The 18,291-nt window shown below is 67.3% G+C and carries 17 protein-coding genes, 4 tRNA genes and 1 pseudogene; 8 read left to right on the plus strand and 14 right to left on the minus strand.

From position 1 onward, the window contains the following. Positions 1-1,443: 1,443 nt before the first annotated feature. From ABGB17_RS30345 to ABGB17_RS30360, 4 genes are all read right to left on the minus strand, one after another. Positions 1,444-1,517: transfer RNA gene (locus tag ABGB17_RS30345), tRNA-Phe, on the minus strand. A gap of 26 nt (positions 1,518-1,543) precedes the next feature. After that, positions 1,544-1,618: transfer RNA gene (locus ABGB17_RS30350), tRNA-Asp, on the minus strand. Between the two features lie 107 nt (positions 1,619-1,725). Beyond that, positions 1,726-1,798, minus strand: a tRNA-Glu gene (locus ABGB17_RS30355). An 84-nt stretch (positions 1,799-1,882) separates the two neighbouring features. Beyond that, complete coding sequence (locus ABGB17_RS30360; RefSeq protein ID WP_347635647.1) at positions 1,883-3,478, minus strand: metallophosphoesterase; 1,596 nt, start codon at positions 3,476-3,478, stop codon at positions 1,883-1,885. Positions 3,479-3,616: 138 nt separating this feature from the next. Between ABGB17_RS30360 and ABGB17_RS30365 the strand changes: the two genes are divergently transcribed. Further along, positions 3,617-3,958, plus strand: coding sequence for a metallopeptidase family protein (locus tag ABGB17_RS30365; RefSeq protein WP_347635649.1), 342 nt, complete (start codon positions 3,617-3,619; stop codon positions 3,956-3,958). A 149-nt stretch (positions 3,959-4,107) separates the two neighbouring features. Continuing rightward, positions 4,108-5,400 carry an MFS transporter gene (locus ABGB17_RS30370; RefSeq protein ID WP_347635652.1) on the plus strand — a complete coding sequence of 431 codons (1,293 nt, stop codon included), beginning with the start codon at positions 4,108-4,110 and terminating at the stop codon, positions 5,398-5,400. On the opposite strand, the gene ABGB17_RS30375 is transcribed toward ABGB17_RS30370, so the two are convergent. Then, the gene (locus ABGB17_RS30375) at positions 5,397-5,789 is read right to left on the minus strand and encodes a PspC domain-containing protein (RefSeq protein ID WP_347635656.1); all 393 of its coding nucleotides are present in this window, start codon (positions 5,787-5,789) and stop codon (positions 5,397-5,399) included. The two genes, ABGB17_RS30370 and ABGB17_RS30375, sit on opposite strands and share 4 nt — an antisense overlap. A gap of 143 nt (positions 5,790-5,932) precedes the next feature. Between ABGB17_RS30375 and ABGB17_RS30380 the strand changes: the two genes are divergently transcribed. After that, positions 5,933-6,004, plus strand: a tRNA-Lys gene (locus ABGB17_RS30380). Positions 6,005-6,575: 571 nt separating this feature from the next. Then, a pseudogene (locus ABGB17_RS30385) lies at positions 6,576-6,650 on the plus strand (acyl-CoA dehydrogenase family protein); the annotation flags it as partial. Positions 6,651-6,858: 208 nt separating this feature from the next. On the opposite strand, the gene ABGB17_RS30390 reads toward ABGB17_RS30385, so the two are convergent. Together ABGB17_RS30390 and ABGB17_RS30395 are read right to left on the minus strand one after the other, a co-directional pair. Then, on the minus strand, positions 6,859-7,605 hold the full coding sequence (locus tag ABGB17_RS30390; RefSeq protein WP_347635659.1) for a hypothetical protein: 747 nt from the start codon (positions 7,603-7,605) through the stop codon (positions 6,859-6,861). A gap of 419 nt (positions 7,606-8,024) precedes the next feature. Beyond that, positions 8,025-8,510, minus strand: coding sequence for a transposase (locus ABGB17_RS30395; protein WP_347635663.1), 486 nt, complete (start codon positions 8,508-8,510; stop codon positions 8,025-8,027). A gap of 688 nt (positions 8,511-9,198) precedes the next feature. On the opposite strand from ABGB17_RS30395, the gene ABGB17_RS30400 reads away from it, so the two are divergent. Further along, positions 9,199-9,492: a hypothetical protein gene (locus ABGB17_RS30400; protein ID WP_347635666.1), complete on the plus strand. Its 294-nt coding sequence runs from the start codon at positions 9,199-9,201 to the stop codon at positions 9,490-9,492. On the opposite strand, the gene ABGB17_RS30405 is transcribed toward ABGB17_RS30400, so the two are convergent. Genes ABGB17_RS30405 through ABGB17_RS30425 form a run of 5 tightly spaced genes read right to left on the minus strand, consistent with a single transcriptional unit; the run spans position 9,489 to position 11,019 of the window. Beyond that, positions 9,489-9,740: a hypothetical protein gene (locus ABGB17_RS30405; protein ID WP_347635670.1), complete on the minus strand. Its 252-nt coding sequence runs from the start codon at positions 9,738-9,740 to the stop codon at positions 9,489-9,491. The genes ABGB17_RS30400 and ABGB17_RS30405 overlap by 4 nt on opposite strands. Next, positions 9,727-10,137 carry an RNase adapter RapZ gene (locus tag ABGB17_RS30410; RefSeq protein ID WP_347635673.1) on the minus strand — a complete coding sequence of 137 codons (411 nt, stop codon included), beginning with the start codon at positions 10,135-10,137 and terminating at the stop codon, positions 9,727-9,729. Before ABGB17_RS30410 ends, ABGB17_RS30405 begins: the two co-directional genes overlap by 14 nt. Further along, complete coding sequence (locus ABGB17_RS30415; RefSeq protein WP_347635676.1) at positions 10,134-10,373, minus strand: hypothetical protein; 240 nt, start codon at positions 10,371-10,373, stop codon at positions 10,134-10,136. Before ABGB17_RS30415 ends, ABGB17_RS30410 begins: the two co-directional genes overlap by 4 nt. Then, positions 10,370-10,597: a hypothetical protein gene (locus ABGB17_RS30420; protein WP_347635680.1), complete on the minus strand. Its 228-nt coding sequence runs from the start codon at positions 10,595-10,597 to the stop codon at positions 10,370-10,372. Before ABGB17_RS30420 ends, ABGB17_RS30415 begins: the two co-directional genes overlap by 4 nt. Further along, positions 10,597-11,019, minus strand: coding sequence for a hypothetical protein (locus ABGB17_RS30425; RefSeq protein ID WP_347635684.1), 423 nt, complete (start codon positions 11,017-11,019; stop codon positions 10,597-10,599). Before ABGB17_RS30425 ends, ABGB17_RS30420 begins: the two co-directional genes overlap by 1 nt. 18 nt (positions 11,020-11,037) lie before the next feature. Here ABGB17_RS30425 and ABGB17_RS30430 point away from each other — a divergent pair, with 18 nt between their 5' ends. From ABGB17_RS30430 to ABGB17_RS30440, 3 genes are all read left to right on the plus strand, one after another. Further along, positions 11,038-11,208, plus strand: coding sequence for a hypothetical protein (locus ABGB17_RS30430; protein ID WP_347635687.1), 171 nt, complete (start codon positions 11,038-11,040; stop codon positions 11,206-11,208). A gap of 455 nt (positions 11,209-11,663) precedes the next feature. Further along, on the plus strand, positions 11,664-14,261 hold the full coding sequence (rph, locus tag ABGB17_RS30435) for a rifamycin-inactivating phosphotransferase (protein WP_347635691.1): 2,598 nt from the start codon (positions 11,664-11,666) through the stop codon (positions 14,259-14,261). A 102-nt stretch (positions 14,262-14,363) separates the two neighbouring features. After that, on the plus strand, positions 14,364-16,697 hold the full coding sequence (locus tag ABGB17_RS30440) for a hypothetical protein (RefSeq protein WP_347635695.1): 2,334 nt from the start codon (positions 14,364-14,366) through the stop codon (positions 16,695-16,697). A gap of 19 nt (positions 16,698-16,716) precedes the next feature. On the opposite strand, the gene ABGB17_RS30445 is transcribed toward ABGB17_RS30440, so the two are convergent. Both ABGB17_RS30445 and ABGB17_RS30450 read right to left on the minus strand, forming a co-directional pair. Further along, positions 16,717-17,535, minus strand: coding sequence for a sugar nucleotide-binding protein (locus ABGB17_RS30445; RefSeq protein WP_347635697.1), 819 nt, complete (start codon positions 17,533-17,535; stop codon positions 16,717-16,719). 264 nt (positions 17,536-17,799) lie between these two features. Beyond that, positions 17,800-18,246 (minus strand): ester cyclase, encoded by a 447-nt coding sequence (locus ABGB17_RS30450; RefSeq protein ID WP_347635699.1) that lies wholly within the window; start codon positions 18,244-18,246, stop codon positions 17,800-17,802. Positions 18,247-18,291: the final 45 nt, after the last annotated feature.

Genomic DNA, 18,291 nt, shown 5'->3' on the forward strand with positions numbered 1-18,291 from the left:
ACGGCCATCGCCTTGGTTCTCCTTCGATCGTGGAACATCGAAAAGGATCACGCGATGGCCGTCCTCGTTTCACGACGCCACGCTGACTACCAGCCGAAACTCGTACACCACCTCCGTGGACGCAACCAGGGTTCGAACCCCGAGCTGACAGGCGCGCACGATGGTGGAATCCACCGCCACCAGCCAGTCGATGTCCCCCCCACACGTCCACATCCGCCTGCATGGCCTGCAGCGTCGCGGTGAAGGTGCCATCCAGGGCCCATCGACGGAACCGCGTGTACAGACTCTGCCAAGATCCGTACCGGGGCGCTCCCGCTCCCCTCGATCTGCGTAGAGCGCTCATAGAGCACCGCAAGCGGCAGTTCGCCGACCGGCCGGACCGCTCATACCGCCCCAGGTCGTCCGCGACATCGTCGGCCACAGCGACATCCAAGTCACCATGACGATCTACGCCCACGCCTCCCTTGATGACAAACGAAACGCGCTCGGCAAACTTGGTGAGGCACTGCAGTGAGGCGTACGCCACGCCCGGCACTCGTCCGGGCGTGGCTATCCACATACTTGTCCACAGAAAATTTGTGTGTCACGATCTCAGGCAGCGGAGCTATGCCTTCGCTAGGCCTCACACCATGTGCGGGCCTTTTTTCATGTGTGGACTCCGTGGCAGAAAGCCACTGGCGGAGGGTCCAATCGCATACCCCGCACCACACGGTGTGGGGTTTTTATTTCCCACACCAGGAGATCCTCGGGTGCACGTCCTCGGTTACCTGGCATCAGGGGGAGCCGTCACGGCCGTAGCTTGGGCCGCCGTACAGATCGTGCGCGCTGTGCTCAACTACCGCCTGGCTCGGCTTGCGCTTCAGCGCACCCCCGAAGACCAGATGGCCAACACACTTCGCGCGCTCAACGGTGCTCAGCGCATCCGTAAGAGCTAACCGAAGCTAAGGCCAAAACCGGACATGTCGCCTGAGCGGCGAAGCTCTAGGCTTCGTTGCAGTCTTAAAACTGCATGGAGTCTTAATGGCGAACGAGGCAGTACGTCTCTCAGATCACCTTGGACAGCTGACAGCAGCACTGCACACAGGCGCCCACGTACCTGCCGGCAGGCTCTGGGGCCTGCCGGATCTTGGAGAGGACGACTGCTGGGTGGATATCGCTGGAGCTTCAGCACTCACTAGCTGCCTGCCGAAGACGATCAGCGGGTGGCTGAGCCGTCAAGGGCCGAAACGAAACCCGTTCCCAACCCCGCAGCGACTCTTGTATCGGCTCTACTGGCGTCGTTCTGCCATACAGGAGTGGCTGGTGCGAGAGCAGACCTTGTGAGAACCGCTTACAGCCGACTCAGTTCTTACATAGAGCCATTGCTGTCAGCGTTGCTGTCACTGAAGATCAAAAACGCCCCGTAGCACTGATGCTCGGGGCGCTTTGGCTGTTCAGGTGATGTGGTCAGGGGCGGGGTCGAACCGCCGACCTTCCGCTTTTCAGGCGGACGCTCGTACCGACTGAGCTACCTGACCTCGGTGGTGACGGGCACCTACCAGAGCGGTCCTGACGGGACTTGAACCCGCGACCTCCACCTTGACAGGGTGGCGAGCACTCCAAACTGCTCTACAGGACCTTGCTGTACTGAACCGGGGCGGCTTGCCCCGGTTGCGCTCGCTTAGCTTACCAGTTCGGCGGAGATCGGTGACCTCCGGTCGTTCCGGTGAGCGGTTAGCTCACGCGTGCCCCCAACGGGATTCGAACCCGTGCCGCCGCCTTGAAAGGGCGGTGTCCTAGGCCGCTAGACGATGGGGGCTCAGGACTTTCGCCCTGGTTCCGTGACGCCGTCCGTCGGGGACCTCTGAAGCATAGGGGACCATGGGCCCTGATGCCAAAGTGGTCATCCTCTGACCGGCGTGGCGGTGGCGGTGGTCTTCTCTCCCGATGGCGTCGGGGTGGAAGACGGCTCCGGAAGAATTGTACGACCAGGGTTGCTCTCCAGGTGACGCTGTATTTGTACCCACTGCTCCCCGAGGCCGCCGAGGGTGACGTCGTCCCAGGCCTGCAGGCGTTGGGTGGTGCGGTCGAAGTACAGGACGGAGGCCTGGATGGGGGTGGGTTCGTCGTGTTCCAGGCCGCGCAGGCCCGCGCTGCCTGTGGAGCCCTGGATCATCAGCCGGGTCCCTGACGGGAGCATTTCGGTCGACCGTTCGTGAACGTGGCCGCTGAGGACGAGTGGCACGGCGCCGTCGAAGGCGCGTCCGATGGTCGGGTCGTGCACGGCGACCACACCCACAGGAAGCTTGGCGGCGGCTGCTTCCGTACCGCTGGCCTTGCTGGTGGCCGGCGAGGGCGTTTTCGTGCTCTTGGGGACGGACGGGGGCACCAGACGGGACGCGTGGGAGCGGCCGAGGCGTTCGAGGGCCGCGGGGTCGGAGTCCACTTGCACGCTTTTGTCGGGGGTGAACCGCGGGTCGCCGACACCGTAGATCCGCAGGCCGTCCACGTTCTTGACGGCGCCGTCCAGGACGACGGCGTTCTTCTGGCGGGCGATGGCGCGCTGGGTGTCCATCGAGTCGTGATTGCCGCGTACATAGACGTACGGCACCTTCAGCTTGCCGATCTCCTCGACGAACTTGTTCTCCGCCTTGGTGCCGTGGTCCGCGATGTCCCCGGTGTCGATGATCATGTCGATCTGGAACTGTTCCATGAGCGAACGGATTGTGCTCCAAGCCACCGGGTTGAGGTGGATGTCCGAGACATGCAGCACGCGCAACGTGTTCGGGTCGGGTGAGTACACCGGCAGCGTGCTGCCGGCGTGGTAAAGCTGCGAGACGTTCGTGACAAGCTTGGCGAGCTGCGCCTGGTACTCGGAGAACCGGTTGACGATCGACTGGGCGTTGCCGATGAGTGACGGCACGCCCGTGAGCAGGCCGGTGTACCGAGGCTCGGAGATCGAAGCCGGGTTGAAGGTCATCGCGGCCAGCGCTCCCGCCAGCACCAGGCCGCAGAGGCTGGTCAGCCCCGTCAGCAGGGCCCTGCGCCACGTGCGGAAGACGACCAGGCCCACCACGATCGCCCCACCGACCGACCAGAGGGCCGCTCTGACGAGCAGATCGCGCAGCCCGGACTGGAGATCGGCCTCGATGAGGCCGGGCAGCGTCTCAGCCCACCGCGGGCTCTCCAGGAGCCGCTGAGCGATGTCCGTGTGGATGCCGTTCAGGCTGAGCTGCAGTTGCAACGGCCCCTGATGGGAGTCGAAGCGCAACGTGCCGAGCGGCCGGACGTCCAGAACCGTCTGCCCCCGCCACGAGGGCTGGAGGCTCATACCGATCTCGGCGGGCCCGACGGCCGTGCTCACATGGGCGCCTACGGCCAGTCCCAGCCACGCGCCGGCCAGGGCCGCGATGCCGACGAGCAGGACTGATGCCGTACGCCGTACGGCCCGCCGTCCGGCGAATCGCCGGCCCGCGTCCCTCCACCGTGTGACAGTCATCGACGCCTTGCTACCCGAAAACGCCGCACAATTCATAGCCGACACGAGTCAGCTCGAGTTCATCTCCCGGTCAAGTCCGCTACGGGGCCACACAGGACGGCGTGCGCGCCCGGCGCGGTGCGGTGACACGATGGCAGAGTGATCGAGGTTTCGCGGGGCAGGTTCGAGGAGCTCGTGGCCGAAGCTCTGGACACCGTTCCGCCTGAACTGGCCCAAGTGATGGACAACGTCGTCGTGGTCGTCGTAGACGACCCACCCGAGCCGGGCCTGCTCGGGCTCTACACGGGCATCCCGCTGACCGAACGTGGCGACTGGTATTCGGGCGTGCTCCCGGACCGGATCGAGATCTACCGGAACCCCATCTGCGAGATGTGCCGTACCGAGGATGAGGTCGTGGAGGAGGTGCAGATCACCGTAGTTCACGAAATAGCACACCATTTCGGAATCGACGACGACCGCTTGCACGAATTGGGCTGGTAACCCTTTCACCTGGTCGAACACTCCCATACTGGGTGGTGAGCAGAACCTATCCTGCGATTGGGCTTGCGCAACGACGCCTGCCATGGGCACCGTAGGTGACATACTGAACACGGTCTGTCAGGACGGCCCAGCGAGCCCAGCGGAGACATATGGCGGCCACAAGGCCAGGCCGGCTGCCCGGGCGGCACCGCCGCTCGCCAGAAAGCCAAGCGACGTACGGCGAAGTCATCGCCATCGGCGAATTTCGCGCGTTGTGGGGCGGTCAGTGCCTTTCCTTGCTCGGCGACCAGCTCGCCCAGGTCGCCCTCGCCCTGCTCGTCTACGACCGCACCGGCTCCCCGCTCGCCACCGCAGGTGTGTACGCCCTGACGTACCTCCCGCCGATCGTCGGAGGCCCGTTCCTGGCCGCTCTGGCCGACAAGTACGCGCGCCGTCGCATCATGATCGTGTGCGATTTAGCACGTGCCGCCCTGGTCGGGCTCATGGCCGTGCCCGACATGCCGTTCTACGCGCTGTGTGCCCTGGTATTCCTGGTGGTGCTGCTCAGTTCCCCGTTCACGGCGGCCCGGGCCGCGCTGCTGCCGGAGATCCTGGAGGGCGACCGGTACGTCGCGGGCTCCGCACTGCAGAACATGACGAACCAGGCGGTCCAGATGCTGGGCTTCGCCGCGGGCGCCGGGGTCATCGCGGCCATCGGGGCCCATTACGGCCTGGCCCTGGACGCGGCGACCTTCCTGGCGTCCGCGCTGATCATCGCCCTGGGCGTCCGCCGCCGACCGCCGCCTGAACCCGACACCAGCGTGCCGATCTCCATGTGGGCCATGACCAAGACCGGAGCGCGACTCGTCTTCGGCGACCGCCGCCTGCGCGTACTGGTGCTGTTCGCCTGGCTCTGCGGCTTCTACGTGCTTCCCGAAGGCATCGCCGTCCCGTACGCCGCGACTTTCAGCACCGACCCGCGGACCGTCACGCTGCTCACCGGCCTGCTGATGGCCGCCATGCCCACCGGCACGGTGCTCGGCGCGTTCTTCTTCGGCCGTTTCGTCACCCCCACCCGGCGCCTGCGGGCCATGGGCTGGATGGCGATGCTGAGCTGCGCCCCCTTGATCGGCTGCGCGATGCGGCCACCCGTGGCCGTCGTCCTCGCGCTCTGGGTACTGGCCGGAATCGGGGGCGCCTACCAATTGGCGGCAAACGCCGCGTTCGTCCAGTGTGTCCCCGCCAACCGACGGGCCCAAGCCTTCGGCCTGGTGCAATCCGGCCTGCTGGGCGTCCAAGGCATCGGCATCCTCATCGGCGGCGCCGCGGCCCAAGCCCTCGGCCCAGAGCCCGTAGTAGCCCTGGCAGGCGCCGCCGGGCTGGCCGCGGCCGCACTGCTGGCCATGCTCTGGACCGAGTCCCGTACCGAGATAATCACCAGAGTCCGCACCCAGGTGACCTAGAACTTGGCCGGCGGCTCATCCGTCGGCGCCTGTCGCGGCGCGTCCTGCACCGACCCCTCACCCGGCTGCTTCCACTTGGTGGCCGCCTGCTGCCAGTGCCCCGAAGCCTGGTGCCACACCGAGTTCGAGTCACTCTTCTGCCGGTTGATGAGGTCCTGGACGATCGAGGTGCTCTTCCCCTCTGCCGGGATCAGCAGCCAAGCGACCGCGTAGATCCCGATGCCGAGCCCCCCGAAGAAGGTGGCGACGGCAAGCCCGAGCCGAAGGATGTTGGCGTCGACCCCCAGGAACTCCCCCGCCCCCGAGCACACCCCCGCTATGATCTTCCCCTGGCGAGTGCGCCGCAGTTCCTTGGCCGACTGGTACCCGTAGCTCTTCATCTCGTTCATGCCTCCAGACTGCCCCCCACACCGCCAATAGCACATAGGGATTCCCCCTGGCCCAACCCTGGCCACCCCCTGAACCCCCCACCACCCCGCAACGGCAAGCCAGTCGCGCAAGTCACGGTACGCTCAGTACCCTGCATCTATGCGGGCCGCTAGCTCAACGGCAGAGCTGCGGACTTTTAATCCGTAGGTTCAGGGTTCGAATCCCTGGCGGCCCACCTGCTGAAGTACCCCTAGTGGATCTTGCCCCGACTAGCACTACAGCCACTTGCTACAGCCAAGAGGCGGCGTCCCGGGCCATAGCCGCACCGCGCGCCCGCTGGACCGAGCGAACCGGCCGACCGTACCGGGATGATCGCAATTCCAAGCCCGAGGTCCCGGAGCGGCTGAGGTGGAAGCCTGATCACCCCGCCGGTTGCAGTTTGGGTTGCAGTTCAGAGGAGTTCAGAGCTGTTCAGGCCGGACTACTTATGCCCACTGACCTGCCACGGACGCCGGATCGCGTGGTCAGAGCCGCAGAGCTTGATCGAATCGTCTTCTTTTAATCCGCAGATCACCCGCGGCGGCTTGCATAGGATGGCCTGCCGTACAACGACTTGCCCTTTTCGACTTGGATAACACTCTCGTTGATCTCGACCAGGCCTCAAGGCGTGCGGTCGCGAGTGCTCCGGGTCATGGTCTGTTCCGTATGAAGCTGGAAGGCACCAGCAAGAGACAGAAGAGGCCGGAAGGCGTACAGCCTGGTCAGATGCTTGATCGAAGGATCTGACCAGGTGGCCGGGCTTCCTGTCGGAGATCACCCAAATCTACGAGGGCACCAACCAGATCCAGCGCATGGTCATGGCCCGCCGGCTCCTCAAGTAGGCCGCTGAACAGCGAGAACCCGGCCCTGAGGAAGCTCCGGGACCGGATTCACCATGTCGGTGCATGATCTTAGGGGAAGGCTCGTTCCGTCCTGTTCCGTGGGACGCCGCGGGATTCCGTCGTGGACCATGCGGCCGACGCGCCATGACCGTGCAGGGCACTGGCGCGGCGGTTCCGGTCTTTGCTCGCCGGGGCTCGCTGCGGATCCCTATGAGACGGCGGCCAGGGCGAGCAGCGGCTTCTCCAAGGTTTCAGCGATCTCGGAATTGGTTGCGCGTAGCTCGCGCAGAAGCGCTCTAGTCGCTGCTCCAAGGGCGCGGGAGAGTTCGTCGGCGTCGAGGGTACGTACGAGCGCTTCTTGGACGGGCCCGGTGACGTCAGGAGGCAGATGGTCGGCGCCCTTGGCGTGAGCCACGGGGTGGCCCAGCCGAAGACAGGCAAGGGTCAGAGTGTGGTCGCGGACGCCGCTGATCCAGTATTCCGCCTGCCACAGAGCTCCACGCTCGACAGAAATCCGGGCGTGGAGAACATGGTGCCAAGCAAGGCCGATCAGGTGTCCAGGGTCGACGGATCCGGGTCGCCGCGCCACCGCGTCGCCAAAGACGACTCGAAAGCCTCCGGTGCCGAGCGGACCGAACGCAGCAGCAGGGGTGAACCCCAGATCGATCTCGAGCAGTTCCCCAAGAAGGAAGGCCCGATAGATCGCAGAGCCGGCGCGAAGGTCGAAGTGGTGTATCGCGCCGAGCTCGCGGTACACGAAGGCGCTCCAGTCGCTCAGTGCCTCCTCTACCGCGATGCCGTCCGCCACTCCGAAGAAGAGGTCGACATCGGACCAGCGGTCCTCGGCGTCTCGTGCGGCGGAGCCGGTGATCGCGGCACCGACGATCCGCTTGTCCTCCTGGGCTCGCTCCAGCAGCTGCGTCCGCACATGCTGGCGTCGATCCACCATGAACATGATTTGATCATAGTGGGTGACGTTCTCATGTTCTGTGGTATTTCGTGACCATGCGGGCGCACAGGGCAACGGACTGGCCGCCGGGACCGCTTCGGCTCTCAAGCCGTCGTGACTTCACGCATCAAAATCAGTGACCGGCAGAAACCACCCGGTGAACCGAGACCAGGTTGACTCAGGGAACTGCCGCGGCCCTCTTTCGTCGGGCCTTGCCATCGGGCAACAGGGGTGAGGTGACAGCAGCAGTGGCAGCAATATCCCCCACGAGAACATCCTTCGGCAGCCGTTCACAACTTCTGACCACGATCACCGGTGCCCGAGATAAGCGGGAAGGTCCTCGCTGGAGATCAGCCCCATTGCCGCAGAAAGATGGACGCGTTGACTAAAGGATAACCGTGCTTAGAGAGGTTTAATGGCTGGGATTACGGGGGTCGGAAGTCCAGGCCGGTCTTGGCGAGGAAGCCGGTGAGGCGGGCGGGGCGGTATTGCATCCGTTTGAGCCGGTTCTTCACCAGGGCGATCAGTTGGTCGACGGTGCGTATGGCGAGGTTGGCCAGGCTCTTCTTCATGTGCGCCCATACGGCCTCGACCGGGTTCAGCTCGGGGGCGTGGGCGGGCAGGTAGAACACCGTCAGCCATGGGCGGGCGGCGATCAGCCGTCGCATCTCCGCCGAGGTGTGGGTGTTCAACTTGTCCCACACCACCACGATCGGCCCGGCGAGCTGCTGATGGGCGGCGTCGAACAAGGCGGCGTAGTCGGCCTCACAGAACCCTCGGCGTTCGCCCGTGCGCCCGCGGTGGGCCCGCATCCGGTAGATCAGCCGCGGCCGCGCCTGTGGGGTGCCGGGCCGGGGGGCGATCAGGCCGGCGATCGACACGCGTCCGGTGCCCTTGACCGGCAGCGACACGCTCGGGGTGTGGCCCTTGCGGCCCCAGGTGCGGCGCTTGGGGGACCTCAGGGTCTGCCCGGCCTCGTCCTCGAAGCACAGCCACGCCTCCAGCGTCCACAGACATGGATGGACATCAGTGGATGATGATGTAGAGGTAGCACGCCGTGGGCAGGCGTCGCGCACGTCGATGGACGTCCAAGGACGTTCCTCGGCCGACTTTCAATCCGTAGGTTCAGGGTTCGAATCCCTGGCGGCCCACCTGCATATCCCTTGATCAATGGTCCCGGGAAAACGGCCTTAACGATCTCCCGCCGGACCATTGCCGGACCATCCCGCAGGCGATCATGCGGACCTGGTGTCTTGGCACGCTCTCCCGGCACGCGGGATCATCGCCGCCGTGGCCGCCACCGCGAGCTCGGGTACCACACTGGTGTAGGTGTCCGCAGTGCACCAGTACTGCCGGTGCCTCAGCGTCGGCGACACCACCTTCATGTCGACGCCGGCTGAAGTTTTCACGGCTGTCGTGGGGGTTTCCTCCTGGACTGTCCGGTGAAGTTGACGCACGGGGGAGCGCGTGAAACAAGGACTGCGGATGTGGCCGAGCTCCTTGAGGAAGCGCCGCTGTCCCGAGCGGCGATCATCGCCATCGCGCCAGCGTTGCTCCTAGGGTCATGCTCGGCGGGTGGTTGGCCTTAACCGAGGGGACATGATGCGTCGACTTCGCACGGCTGTTGCACTTGCCGGCATCGCCACCGGACTGCTGATGGGCCTGGGGACCCCGGCCCAGGCCGCCGCGCCCACGGATCGCTCCGCCGTCACCACAGTCGCAGCTCCCGGCTGGTGGCGGTTCGGCGTGTATTACACCTTGGACGCCTGCCAGTATTTCGGCAACAGCCTGACCCAGAGCCCTCAGTTCTCGTCGTACTACTGCAGTCAGTCGGTGTGGGATACCGTCGATCAGAGGTATTACTGGGGCCTGTGGGTCTACCAGGTCGCCTAAGCGGCTTGGCCGGCGGGTGCACGGGTGATACGGATGCCCAGCCGCCGGGCCGTGCGCTGTGCCCAGGCGCGGCCGCTCAAGGTGACCAGCACCTCGCAGATCAGGCCGCTGGCGAAGAGGAGCACCGGGGGCGTGGTCCCGGCGTGGGTGGCCCATAGGTAGGCACCCAGCCGACCAGAGCAGCGGCCGTCATCGCCGACCAGGACGCCGAGCGCGAGCGGGCCGGGCGGGCGATCACTGCTCGCCACCCGCGCCGTGCGTGGTGAGCGGCAGCAGCGGCTTGGCCACGTCGCGGTGTACCACCTCGGCCGGCACGCCCCCGGCGCGCACCCGGGCGGCGACCGCCTCGGCCAGGGCGACCGCGCGGTGACGGCCACCGGTGCAGCCGATCGCTACCCTCACCACCTGGCCGCCGGCGGCGCGCATGCTCAGTGCGTACGCCGCGGCGATGTCGATGACGCACGTCGCGCCGGGGGTGGCAAGGACGTGGCGGCGTACCGCGGCGTCCAGGCCGGTCAGGTCCCGCATGATCGGGTCGTGGTGCGGGTTGCGCAGCTGGCGGCGCGTGTCCACGGTGAGGTCGGCCATCGGCGGGGCGTCGGGGTGGCCGTACCCGAACGAGATGATGCGGATGTGCCCGGTCATCGGCGCTCCCCGCGGCCGCAGGGCTGCCAGACCAGGCGCCGCAGCACGCGGACCGGCGCCGGGACGTGCAGGCCCAGGTACAGCGCCACCACGGCGACCGCGGCGGGCCGGCCGTAGGGGGCGGGTAGCGCGATCCAGAACTCGACGGCGAGCACGGTGGTCAGGGCCGTGGTGTAGGTGCCGTGCATGAGGCGCCAGACCTGGCGCATGGTCCAGGGACGGGGGTGAGGGGTCATGAGGTTCTCCAGTGGTTGCGGGCCCGCAGGCCGAGCACCAGGCCGAGGGCGGCGCCGGCGGCAAGGACGGCGATCCACGCGGTGAACACGGTCGTGGTGGGGGCGTCGGCCAGGTGCAGGGCGGCGCCGACGCCCCCGGCCAGGACGGCGGAGATGGCCAGGGCGGCGGCGACGTAGCGGACGGGGCGGGGGCGGTCGGTGTCGTCGGTGCTGTGGCGGCCCATCAGGGGGTCCCTCCGGAGGTGGTGGTGTGGGCGTAGGGGCCCGGCCCGTTGACCGGCGCCGGCGATGCGGGCGGGAGAGCTTGGGCGGTCTGTGCGGCTGTCTGCCGGGCGGCTTCTTCCTCGCGGTCCACTTCGACGTCGGTACGGATCCGCCCGGCCGTCCGGGAGCTGATCTGGCAGGCCTTGGCGAGGCGGTCGCGGCCCACCGTCATGCCGAGGTCCGGGGCGATGCCGTAGACGATGCGGGCGATGTCCTCGCGGCCGGCCGGGGTGGGCTGGTCCGCCTGGTCGGTGGTGTCCTGGCCGTCGGCCGCAGGCTCGGTGGTGACGGTGGTGGGGAACAGGCGGCGCGGGGTGTGCACGAACAGGTGCGTGCCGCAGAAGATCATCCCGATGGCCAGGAACGCGACCACCAGCACCACGCCCCAGGGCAGCGGGGCATGAATGATGATTTGCAGGCTTTCCGCGCGCTCAAGTCCGCGGTGCGCAGGCATAGCAAGGACGCGCCGGTGGTCGAGCGGGCCATCGCTCTGTGCCACCTCATCGATCTGGCCACGGTGCTCGGCGAGCCCACCGATCCCTGGGTGCCGATTTGCGTGGTCTGGAACTGACCTCCAGCGACAGGCAGCGCATCGAGTCGGAACTCGGGCATCTGGCCGGACTTCAGGAGTGGCTGCCCTGACGGCAAGGAGATCTCACTCCTTGCCATTTCCAACGTATAGCGCATGGGGGGGCTTGCGGCAAGACCGGGGTCTTGCCGCAGAATCGGCGGCCGGACACGGCACCGACGAGGAAGTTGGGGGCACGACGTGGGGGTGTTGTCGATGGACGGGGGACGTGGCGACCTCGGACCGCTGATGGGATCGGCGGTGCGGGTGCGGAGGGCTGACGCGGAGGTGCGGGGGTGCGCGCCGCACGACCGGGCGGAGCGGGCGGTCGGCTCGGCAGAGGGAAACCGGCCGGAGATGAGGAGGTGCCTGACAGGAGGTTCGGCACAGCTTGGGGCGCCGGTGAGTCGATCGGCCGTCGCAGTGCGGGGGGGCGCGGCTGCGCCGGAGGTGGCGCGATGAGCGAGCGGTATGTGTTGGATCTTCGAGAGGTCGACGAGGCGCAGGTCGCGGTGGTCGGCGGCAAGGCGGCGCATCTGGGCGGGCTGTCGCGGATCGAAGGTGTCCGCGTGCCGGCGGGGTTTTGCGTGACGACGGCCGCCTTCCGGCGGGTCATGGCGGAAGCGGCCTCGGTCGACGATCGGCTCGATCGGTTGTCGCGCCTGGGCCCGGATGAGCGGGAGGCGATCCGCACGCTCAGCGCGGAGATCCGGCGGATCATCGAAGGGGTCGCCGTCCCGGGTGATCTGGCGGCGGCGATCACCGGCGCGCTCGCCCGGCTCGGCGGGCAAGGCGCCTACGCGGTGCGATCCAGTGCGACGGCTGAGGACATGCCGGCGGCTTCCTTCGCGGGCCAGCAGGACACGTACTTGAACGTCGTGGGGGCGGCGGCGGTCCTTCAGCACGTCAGCCGGTGCTGGGCGTCGCTGTTCACCGAGCGGGCCGTGACCTACCGCTCGCGTAACGGCTTCGACCATCGGAAGGTCCACATGGCCGTGGTCGTGCAGCAGATGGTCTTGCCGGATGCGGCCGGCATCCTGTTCACGGCCGACCCTGTCACGGGTGACCGGAAGGTCGCCACCGTGGACGCCGGCTTCGGCCTCGGCGAGGCGTTGGTTTCCGGCCTGGTGAACCCGGATGTGTTCAAGGTGCGTGACGGCGAGATCGTCGCCAAGGTGATCGCCGCCAAACAGCGCGCCGTTCACGCCCTGCCGGGCGGCGGGACGCGGGAAGTGGCGATCGACCCGCGGCGGCAGGAGCAGCCGGCGCTGACCGACGCGCAGGTCGTGCGGCTCGTGCGGCTCGGGCGGCGGATCGAGGCGCATTTCGGCCGCCCCCAGGACATCGAATGGTGCCTGGCCGGCGATGACTTCCAGATCGTGCAGAGCCGGCCGATCACCACACTGTTCCCCGTCCCCGCGGCCCGCGACCAGGAGAACCACGTCTATCTCTCCGTCGGTCATCAGCAGATGATGACCGACGCCATGAAGCCGCTGGGACTCTCCATGTGGCAGCTCACGGCCATGGCGCCGATGCACGAGGCAGGCGGGAGGCTGTTCGTCGACGTCACCCGGCACCTGGCCTCGCCCGCGAGCCGTGCCGGCTTCCTGGAGATGGCGGGGAGGTCCGATCCGCTGATCAGGGACGCGCTGGAGACCGTCCTCGGCCGCCAGGGTTTCGTCCCGGCGCTCCCGGACGGCGGCCCCGGCGGGCCGCCGGCCGGCGGCGCGTCCGCCCCGATCGAGACCGATCCGGCCATCGTCACCGAGCTGATCGAGCGCAGCCAGGCGTCCCTCGCCGCCCTGCGGCGCGACATCCGGACGAAGACCGGACCGGCGCTGTTCGACTTCCTGCTGGAGGCCTTCCAGGAGCACAAGCGGGTCCTCAGTGACCCATTGAGCATGCAGGCGATCATGGCGGGGATGGAGGCCACCTGGTGGCTCAACGACCGGCTGGGTGAATGGCTGGGCGAGAAGAACGCGGCCGACACCCTCACGCTGTCCGCCCCCGGCAACGTCACCTCGGAGATGGGACTGGCGCTGCTCGACGTCGCGGACGTGATCCGCCCCCATCCGCAGGTGGTGGCGTTCCTGCGGGGCGTCGAGGACGACGGCTTCCTGGACGAGCTGCCGAAGCTCCCGGGCGGGACAGAAGCACGCGACGCCATCGAGGCCTACCTCGACCGGTACGGCATGCGCTGCGTCGGCGAGATCGACATCACCAGGCCGCGTTGGCGCGAACGCCCTGCCACGCTCGTGCCGGTGATCCTCGACAACGTCAGGAACTTCGAGCCGGGCGCCGCCAAGCGGCGTTTCGAGCAAGGACGGCAGAAGGCGCTGACGAAGGCGCAGGAGGTGCTCGAACGCCTGCGGGCGCTGCCGGACGGGGAGCACAAGGCCGACGAGACCAAGCGGATGATCGACCGGGTCCGGACCTTCATCGGCTACCGGGAGTACCCGAAGTACGGCATCATCAGCCGCTACTTCGTCTACAAGCAGGCCTTGCTGGCCGAGGCCGAGCGCCTCGTGCAGGCCGGCGTGCTCCGCGAGAAGGAGGACGTCTTCTACCTCACGTTCCAGGAGTTCCACGACGTCGTGCGCTCGAACCAGGTCGACGACGAGCTGATCCAGCAGCGCAAGGACGCTTTCCTGTCGTACCACGCGCTCACGCCGCCCCGGGTGCTGACCTCGGACGGCGAGGTCATCGCCGGGGCGTACCGACGAGACGACGTGCCGGCCGGCGCCCTGGCCGGCCTACCGGTCTCCGCCGGGACCATCGAAGGGCGCGCCCGCGTCGTCCTGGACATGGCCCAGGCTGATCTCGAACCGGGTGACATCCTCGTCACGACCCACACCGACCCGAGCTGGACCCCCCTCTTCGTCGCCATCAAAGGCCTGGTGACAGAAGTCGGAGGATTGATGACACACGGCGCGGTGATCGCACGGGAGTACGGCCTGCCGGCCGTCGTCAGCGTGGTGGACGCCACTCGGCTGATCCCCGACGGGCAACGGATCCGCGTGCACGGAAGCGACGGGTACGTCGAGATCCTGCCCTGACCGGCCGCTCAGGGAGAAGGCCGGCACCTGCCACGGTTGATCAACTTTCCGGCGGCTCGCTAGGGTTGCTCGCTTTGACCGCTTCACTCCGATGAGATGGCCATGCGTCGATACCGTTTCGGCAGGATCGCCACCCTGATCGCGCTGGGTTATCTCACCGTGGTCGCCGGGTTGGGCGTCTACGCGCTGACCACCGCGCAGGGTGGCCTCCTCTGGGAGATCGTCACCCGCGACCCTGGCATGGAGTGGTTTCTCGGCCCCGGGGAGAAGACCCTCACCGTCCCGTGGGGGCTGACGGTCGTCCTGATTCTCATCGGAGCGCTTCAGGCGTGGGCCCTGTGGCAGGTGCTGCGCGGGCGCGCCAGGGGCGAGCTGACACACCGGGGCAGGAAAGTCGGCCTGCTGCGGCTCGCCCTGTATCTCAGCGTCGGCTACAGCCTGATCAGCATCGCCGGCATGCCGCTGATTCACGCATGGAGTATCTACTGGGTCTGGTCAGTGACGGGAATCGCCTGCGGTTGCGTTCAACTGGCCATCGTCTGGCTGTTCTTCCTGGTGCTCCGGGACACCGTCTCCCAAAGGTTGCGGCTGTTTTCCCTGGTCGTCGGAACCATCGCCGTCGTGAGCAACCTCGGTCAGGAAATCACCGACATCTTCGACCTGCACTCCGCTGGGTGGATCTTCGACCTGGCCGGGGGGTACGGCTACGTCTGGGTGGCATGGTCGGTGTCGATTCTCATCGCCCAGGCCGAGGATCCACGCTGGAGCGCGGCGACCGTCCGGACAGGCGTCGTCGCGCAGACGATGTCGGTCCTCCAGCCCACCGGGACGGTCTCGTTCGGCGACAGCGGGTTCCCGAGCATCCTCACGGTCTACACGCTCCTCGGTGCTGCCAGTGTCTTCGGACTGGTCTGGGACGCCAGGACCGCCCACGAGCTGGCGGCCCCCCTTCCCCAGCCGGACCCGGGACGCGTGCCGGTACGGCAGGCGGCCAGGTGGTGGCCGTTGGCCGCCGTGGCCGTCGCGCTGCCGCTGATCCCTGCCGTCGTCAACTTGGTGAACGGCACGTACCTCTGGATCGGCCCCAGAGGCGTGATCGAGCGGTTCGTCCGCGTGGACGGGGGCAGCGGGAACGCTCTGGCCTGGCTCGGCCTGGACGTCTTCGTCGGCGTCGGCGGCCCCGCGCTGCTGATCTTGGCCGCTGTTCTGCACCGGACCCGCCGTACCCTGCGGTTCACGACGCTGTCGCTGGTCATCGCCGCTGCCGTGGGCTTCGCCAGCGCGCTCACAGCGACGCCCGTGCCTGAAGACTTCGGCGATTTCTACGAAGGCACACAGATCTACCCGGAGAGCCTGTTCAGCCAGAAGCACGCCGGTGAGATCTTTCTCGGCATCTCACCGGCGTGGTACGGCGCGGCCTTGCTCGTCTCCGCCCTGCTCCTGCTGGTGCTGTACCCGATCCCACCGGCCCGGCGCGTGAGCCGCCGCATGCTCCTGCCGGCCCAGGTCGCCACGCTGGTCGCGCTCGTGTTCGTGCCCGCGGCGGACCTGGTCCCCGGCCCGGTCACCCCGGCCGAGGACTGCACCCCACGCGAGGCGTGGAGCGGCGAGCCCGAGGGTCCTGAGCTCACCAGGGACCAGCGACTCGTGTGCTCCCTCCGGCAGGGAAATGTGATCAAGCTCCCCGCCGCCACGCCTGACGCCATGGTCCTCACCCACGCCCGCTGGCTGTGCGGCATCTACACCCGCAACGATCCCCAGGAGGTCGCCCGCCTTCAGACGACGCAGGGACTGACGCGCGACGCTCTGACCTACCCGCTCGCAGAGATCTGCCCCAGCGCCGGCGCCGTGGTCAAGGCCGCGGCCGCTGAACAAGACCGGGAGTTCCAGGAGTGGGAGGCCGACGCGCAGCGCATGTGCGACTCGAGCGCGCCCCACCGTCCGCTCGTCGAACCAGCCAAGACGATCCGCATGAAGGAACCCCAGTGGACGGACTACGGGGTCGTGGAGGCGTACGAGCCCACCGAGGACGGTGGGGACCCGTACGAGGACGGTCTGCTCGACAAGGCTCAGGACAACGGTCTGGTGGCCGCCCTTCCCGGTCACCTGACGATCCTGACGCACTCCGACTTCGACCTCTGCGTCACCCTGGAGACCTACACCCGCCGCCCACCGGTGGAGACCAAGGGCTGGGACCACGTCGTCGAGGTCGGCTACGAAAGCCCCACCGGCGAGATCGTGCTCAGGGACGATCTCAGCGGAACCGAGTTTCCCGACCTGTCGCTCAACGGCCGGGCGGGTCACTACCGGATCCGCGTTCACTACGACTGGTTCAAGTGGCAAGGACCACAAGAGGGCGGCCAGCGTCTGCTGATCATGGCGTTCCCCGGGAAGGGCGACAAACCGGTCACGTACCGCAAGCCGTCTCAGCGGTGACACGCACCCTTGGGGCGGCTCAGGTCAGGAACTGCCGGGCGCCGCGCAGCTTGGTTGTGAGGCGCTGTTGGGTCATGGTGCAGTCCAGGCGCACATCCAGGGGGCCGGGGATGGTGGTGTCCGCTCGTCGGCCTGGTGGCAATCGGGCCGGGTCCAGGTTGTCGCGCCGGGCGATGAGGAGGCCCAGTTCGTAGCGGCTCAGGGCGTCGGTGCCGGCGATGTGGTGGATGCCGTGGTGTTCGGATGCGGCCAGTTCCAGGAGTGCGGCGGCCAGGTCGGTTACGTGTACGGGGCATCGTATGTCGTCGGTGAACAGCGTTCCTCTTGTTGCGCCGGTGGCGAGTGAATGCACGAGGGTCTCGTGGGGGGAAGTGCCGTCACCGATGATCAGGGATGTGCGGGCTGTCACCGCGGTTGGTGCGATCGCGGCCACCGCTGTTTCGGCGGCGGCTTTGGCGGCGCCGTACGGGGTGATCGGGTCGGGGAGGCATGTCTCGTCGTAGTGGATCGCGATGCCGGAGAAGACCGCGTCGCTGGACACCTGGACCAGGCGGCTGCCTGACGCGGAGGCGGCCAGGGCGACGTTCACGGGCCCGATGGCTGTGGTCGGCCAGTCCGTCTGGCGGTACGCGGCGTTGATGACCACCTGTGGGTGAGATGCGGCGATCAGGGCGTTGACGTCTTCTCGGCGGCGCACATCGAGTGGCAACCAATCGACACCTGCGGTCTGTCCTGATCGGGTCAGGTAGGTCGCGGCCACCTCGTGATCGGCGGCCAAGGACTGGCGGACCAGTTCGCTGCCGAGGAGACCGGTGCCGCCGATGATGAGGAGTCTCATGGGGGGTCACCGTAGTTGGTCGCTTCGATTGGTCCAGTCGGCGGGCTGCAGAAGAGTCCCTGGCCCTTCTGACCAGCCATAGCTGGTAGAGGGCTTCTTCCGTGGGAGGGGGAATGGGGATTTCGAGGGTTGAGGGGGTTGTCCAGGAGCATTTCCAGGCGCTGTGCGGCTTCGAGAAATGACAGGATGGCAGCTTTTCGCGCAGAGGGCGTTCTGCTTGGTGTATATCTGTGCCGCTTATGGAGGGCTAGGGCAGTTGCCGTATCAGGGGGAGGGGTCGCCGTGGGCTGGGAAGTACAGGGTGGCGCCTAGTTGGGCGGCGAGTTCCATCTGGTCGTAGAAGATGCGGTGGCTGGCGATCAAGCCGGTTTCCAGGTGGGAGACGCTGCAGGCGCGGACGATTATGGGGCGGGCGGTGGGGGCGGCGTAGTCGCCGCCGGGGATCAGCCAGGGGCCGTTGTGGGTGCCGGTGAGGGTGTATTCGACGATCACGGAGTCGGCTTGGACGGTTACGGTCTGGGGGGTGCATCGGGAGTCGGGGAAGGCTTCGATGAACTGGGCGTAGTAGGAGGCGATCTCTTCGCGGCCCTGGCCTACGCCGTCGGGGGCCACCAGGACGGCTCTTGGGGTGAAGCAGCCGGACAGCAGGTCCAGGTCGTGGTGGTTGAAGGCCTTTCTCAGCTGGATCAGGGCGGACACGGGGTCGTACATGGGGGACGGTCCTTCGCAGTGCCGGCACTTCCGCTGGTAGGGCTT

Origin of the sequence: Sphaerisporangium sp. B11E5, assembly GCF_039871875.1 — a bacterium.
GTDB lineage: Bacteria > Actinomycetota > Actinomycetes > Streptosporangiales > Streptosporangiaceae > Sphaerisporangium.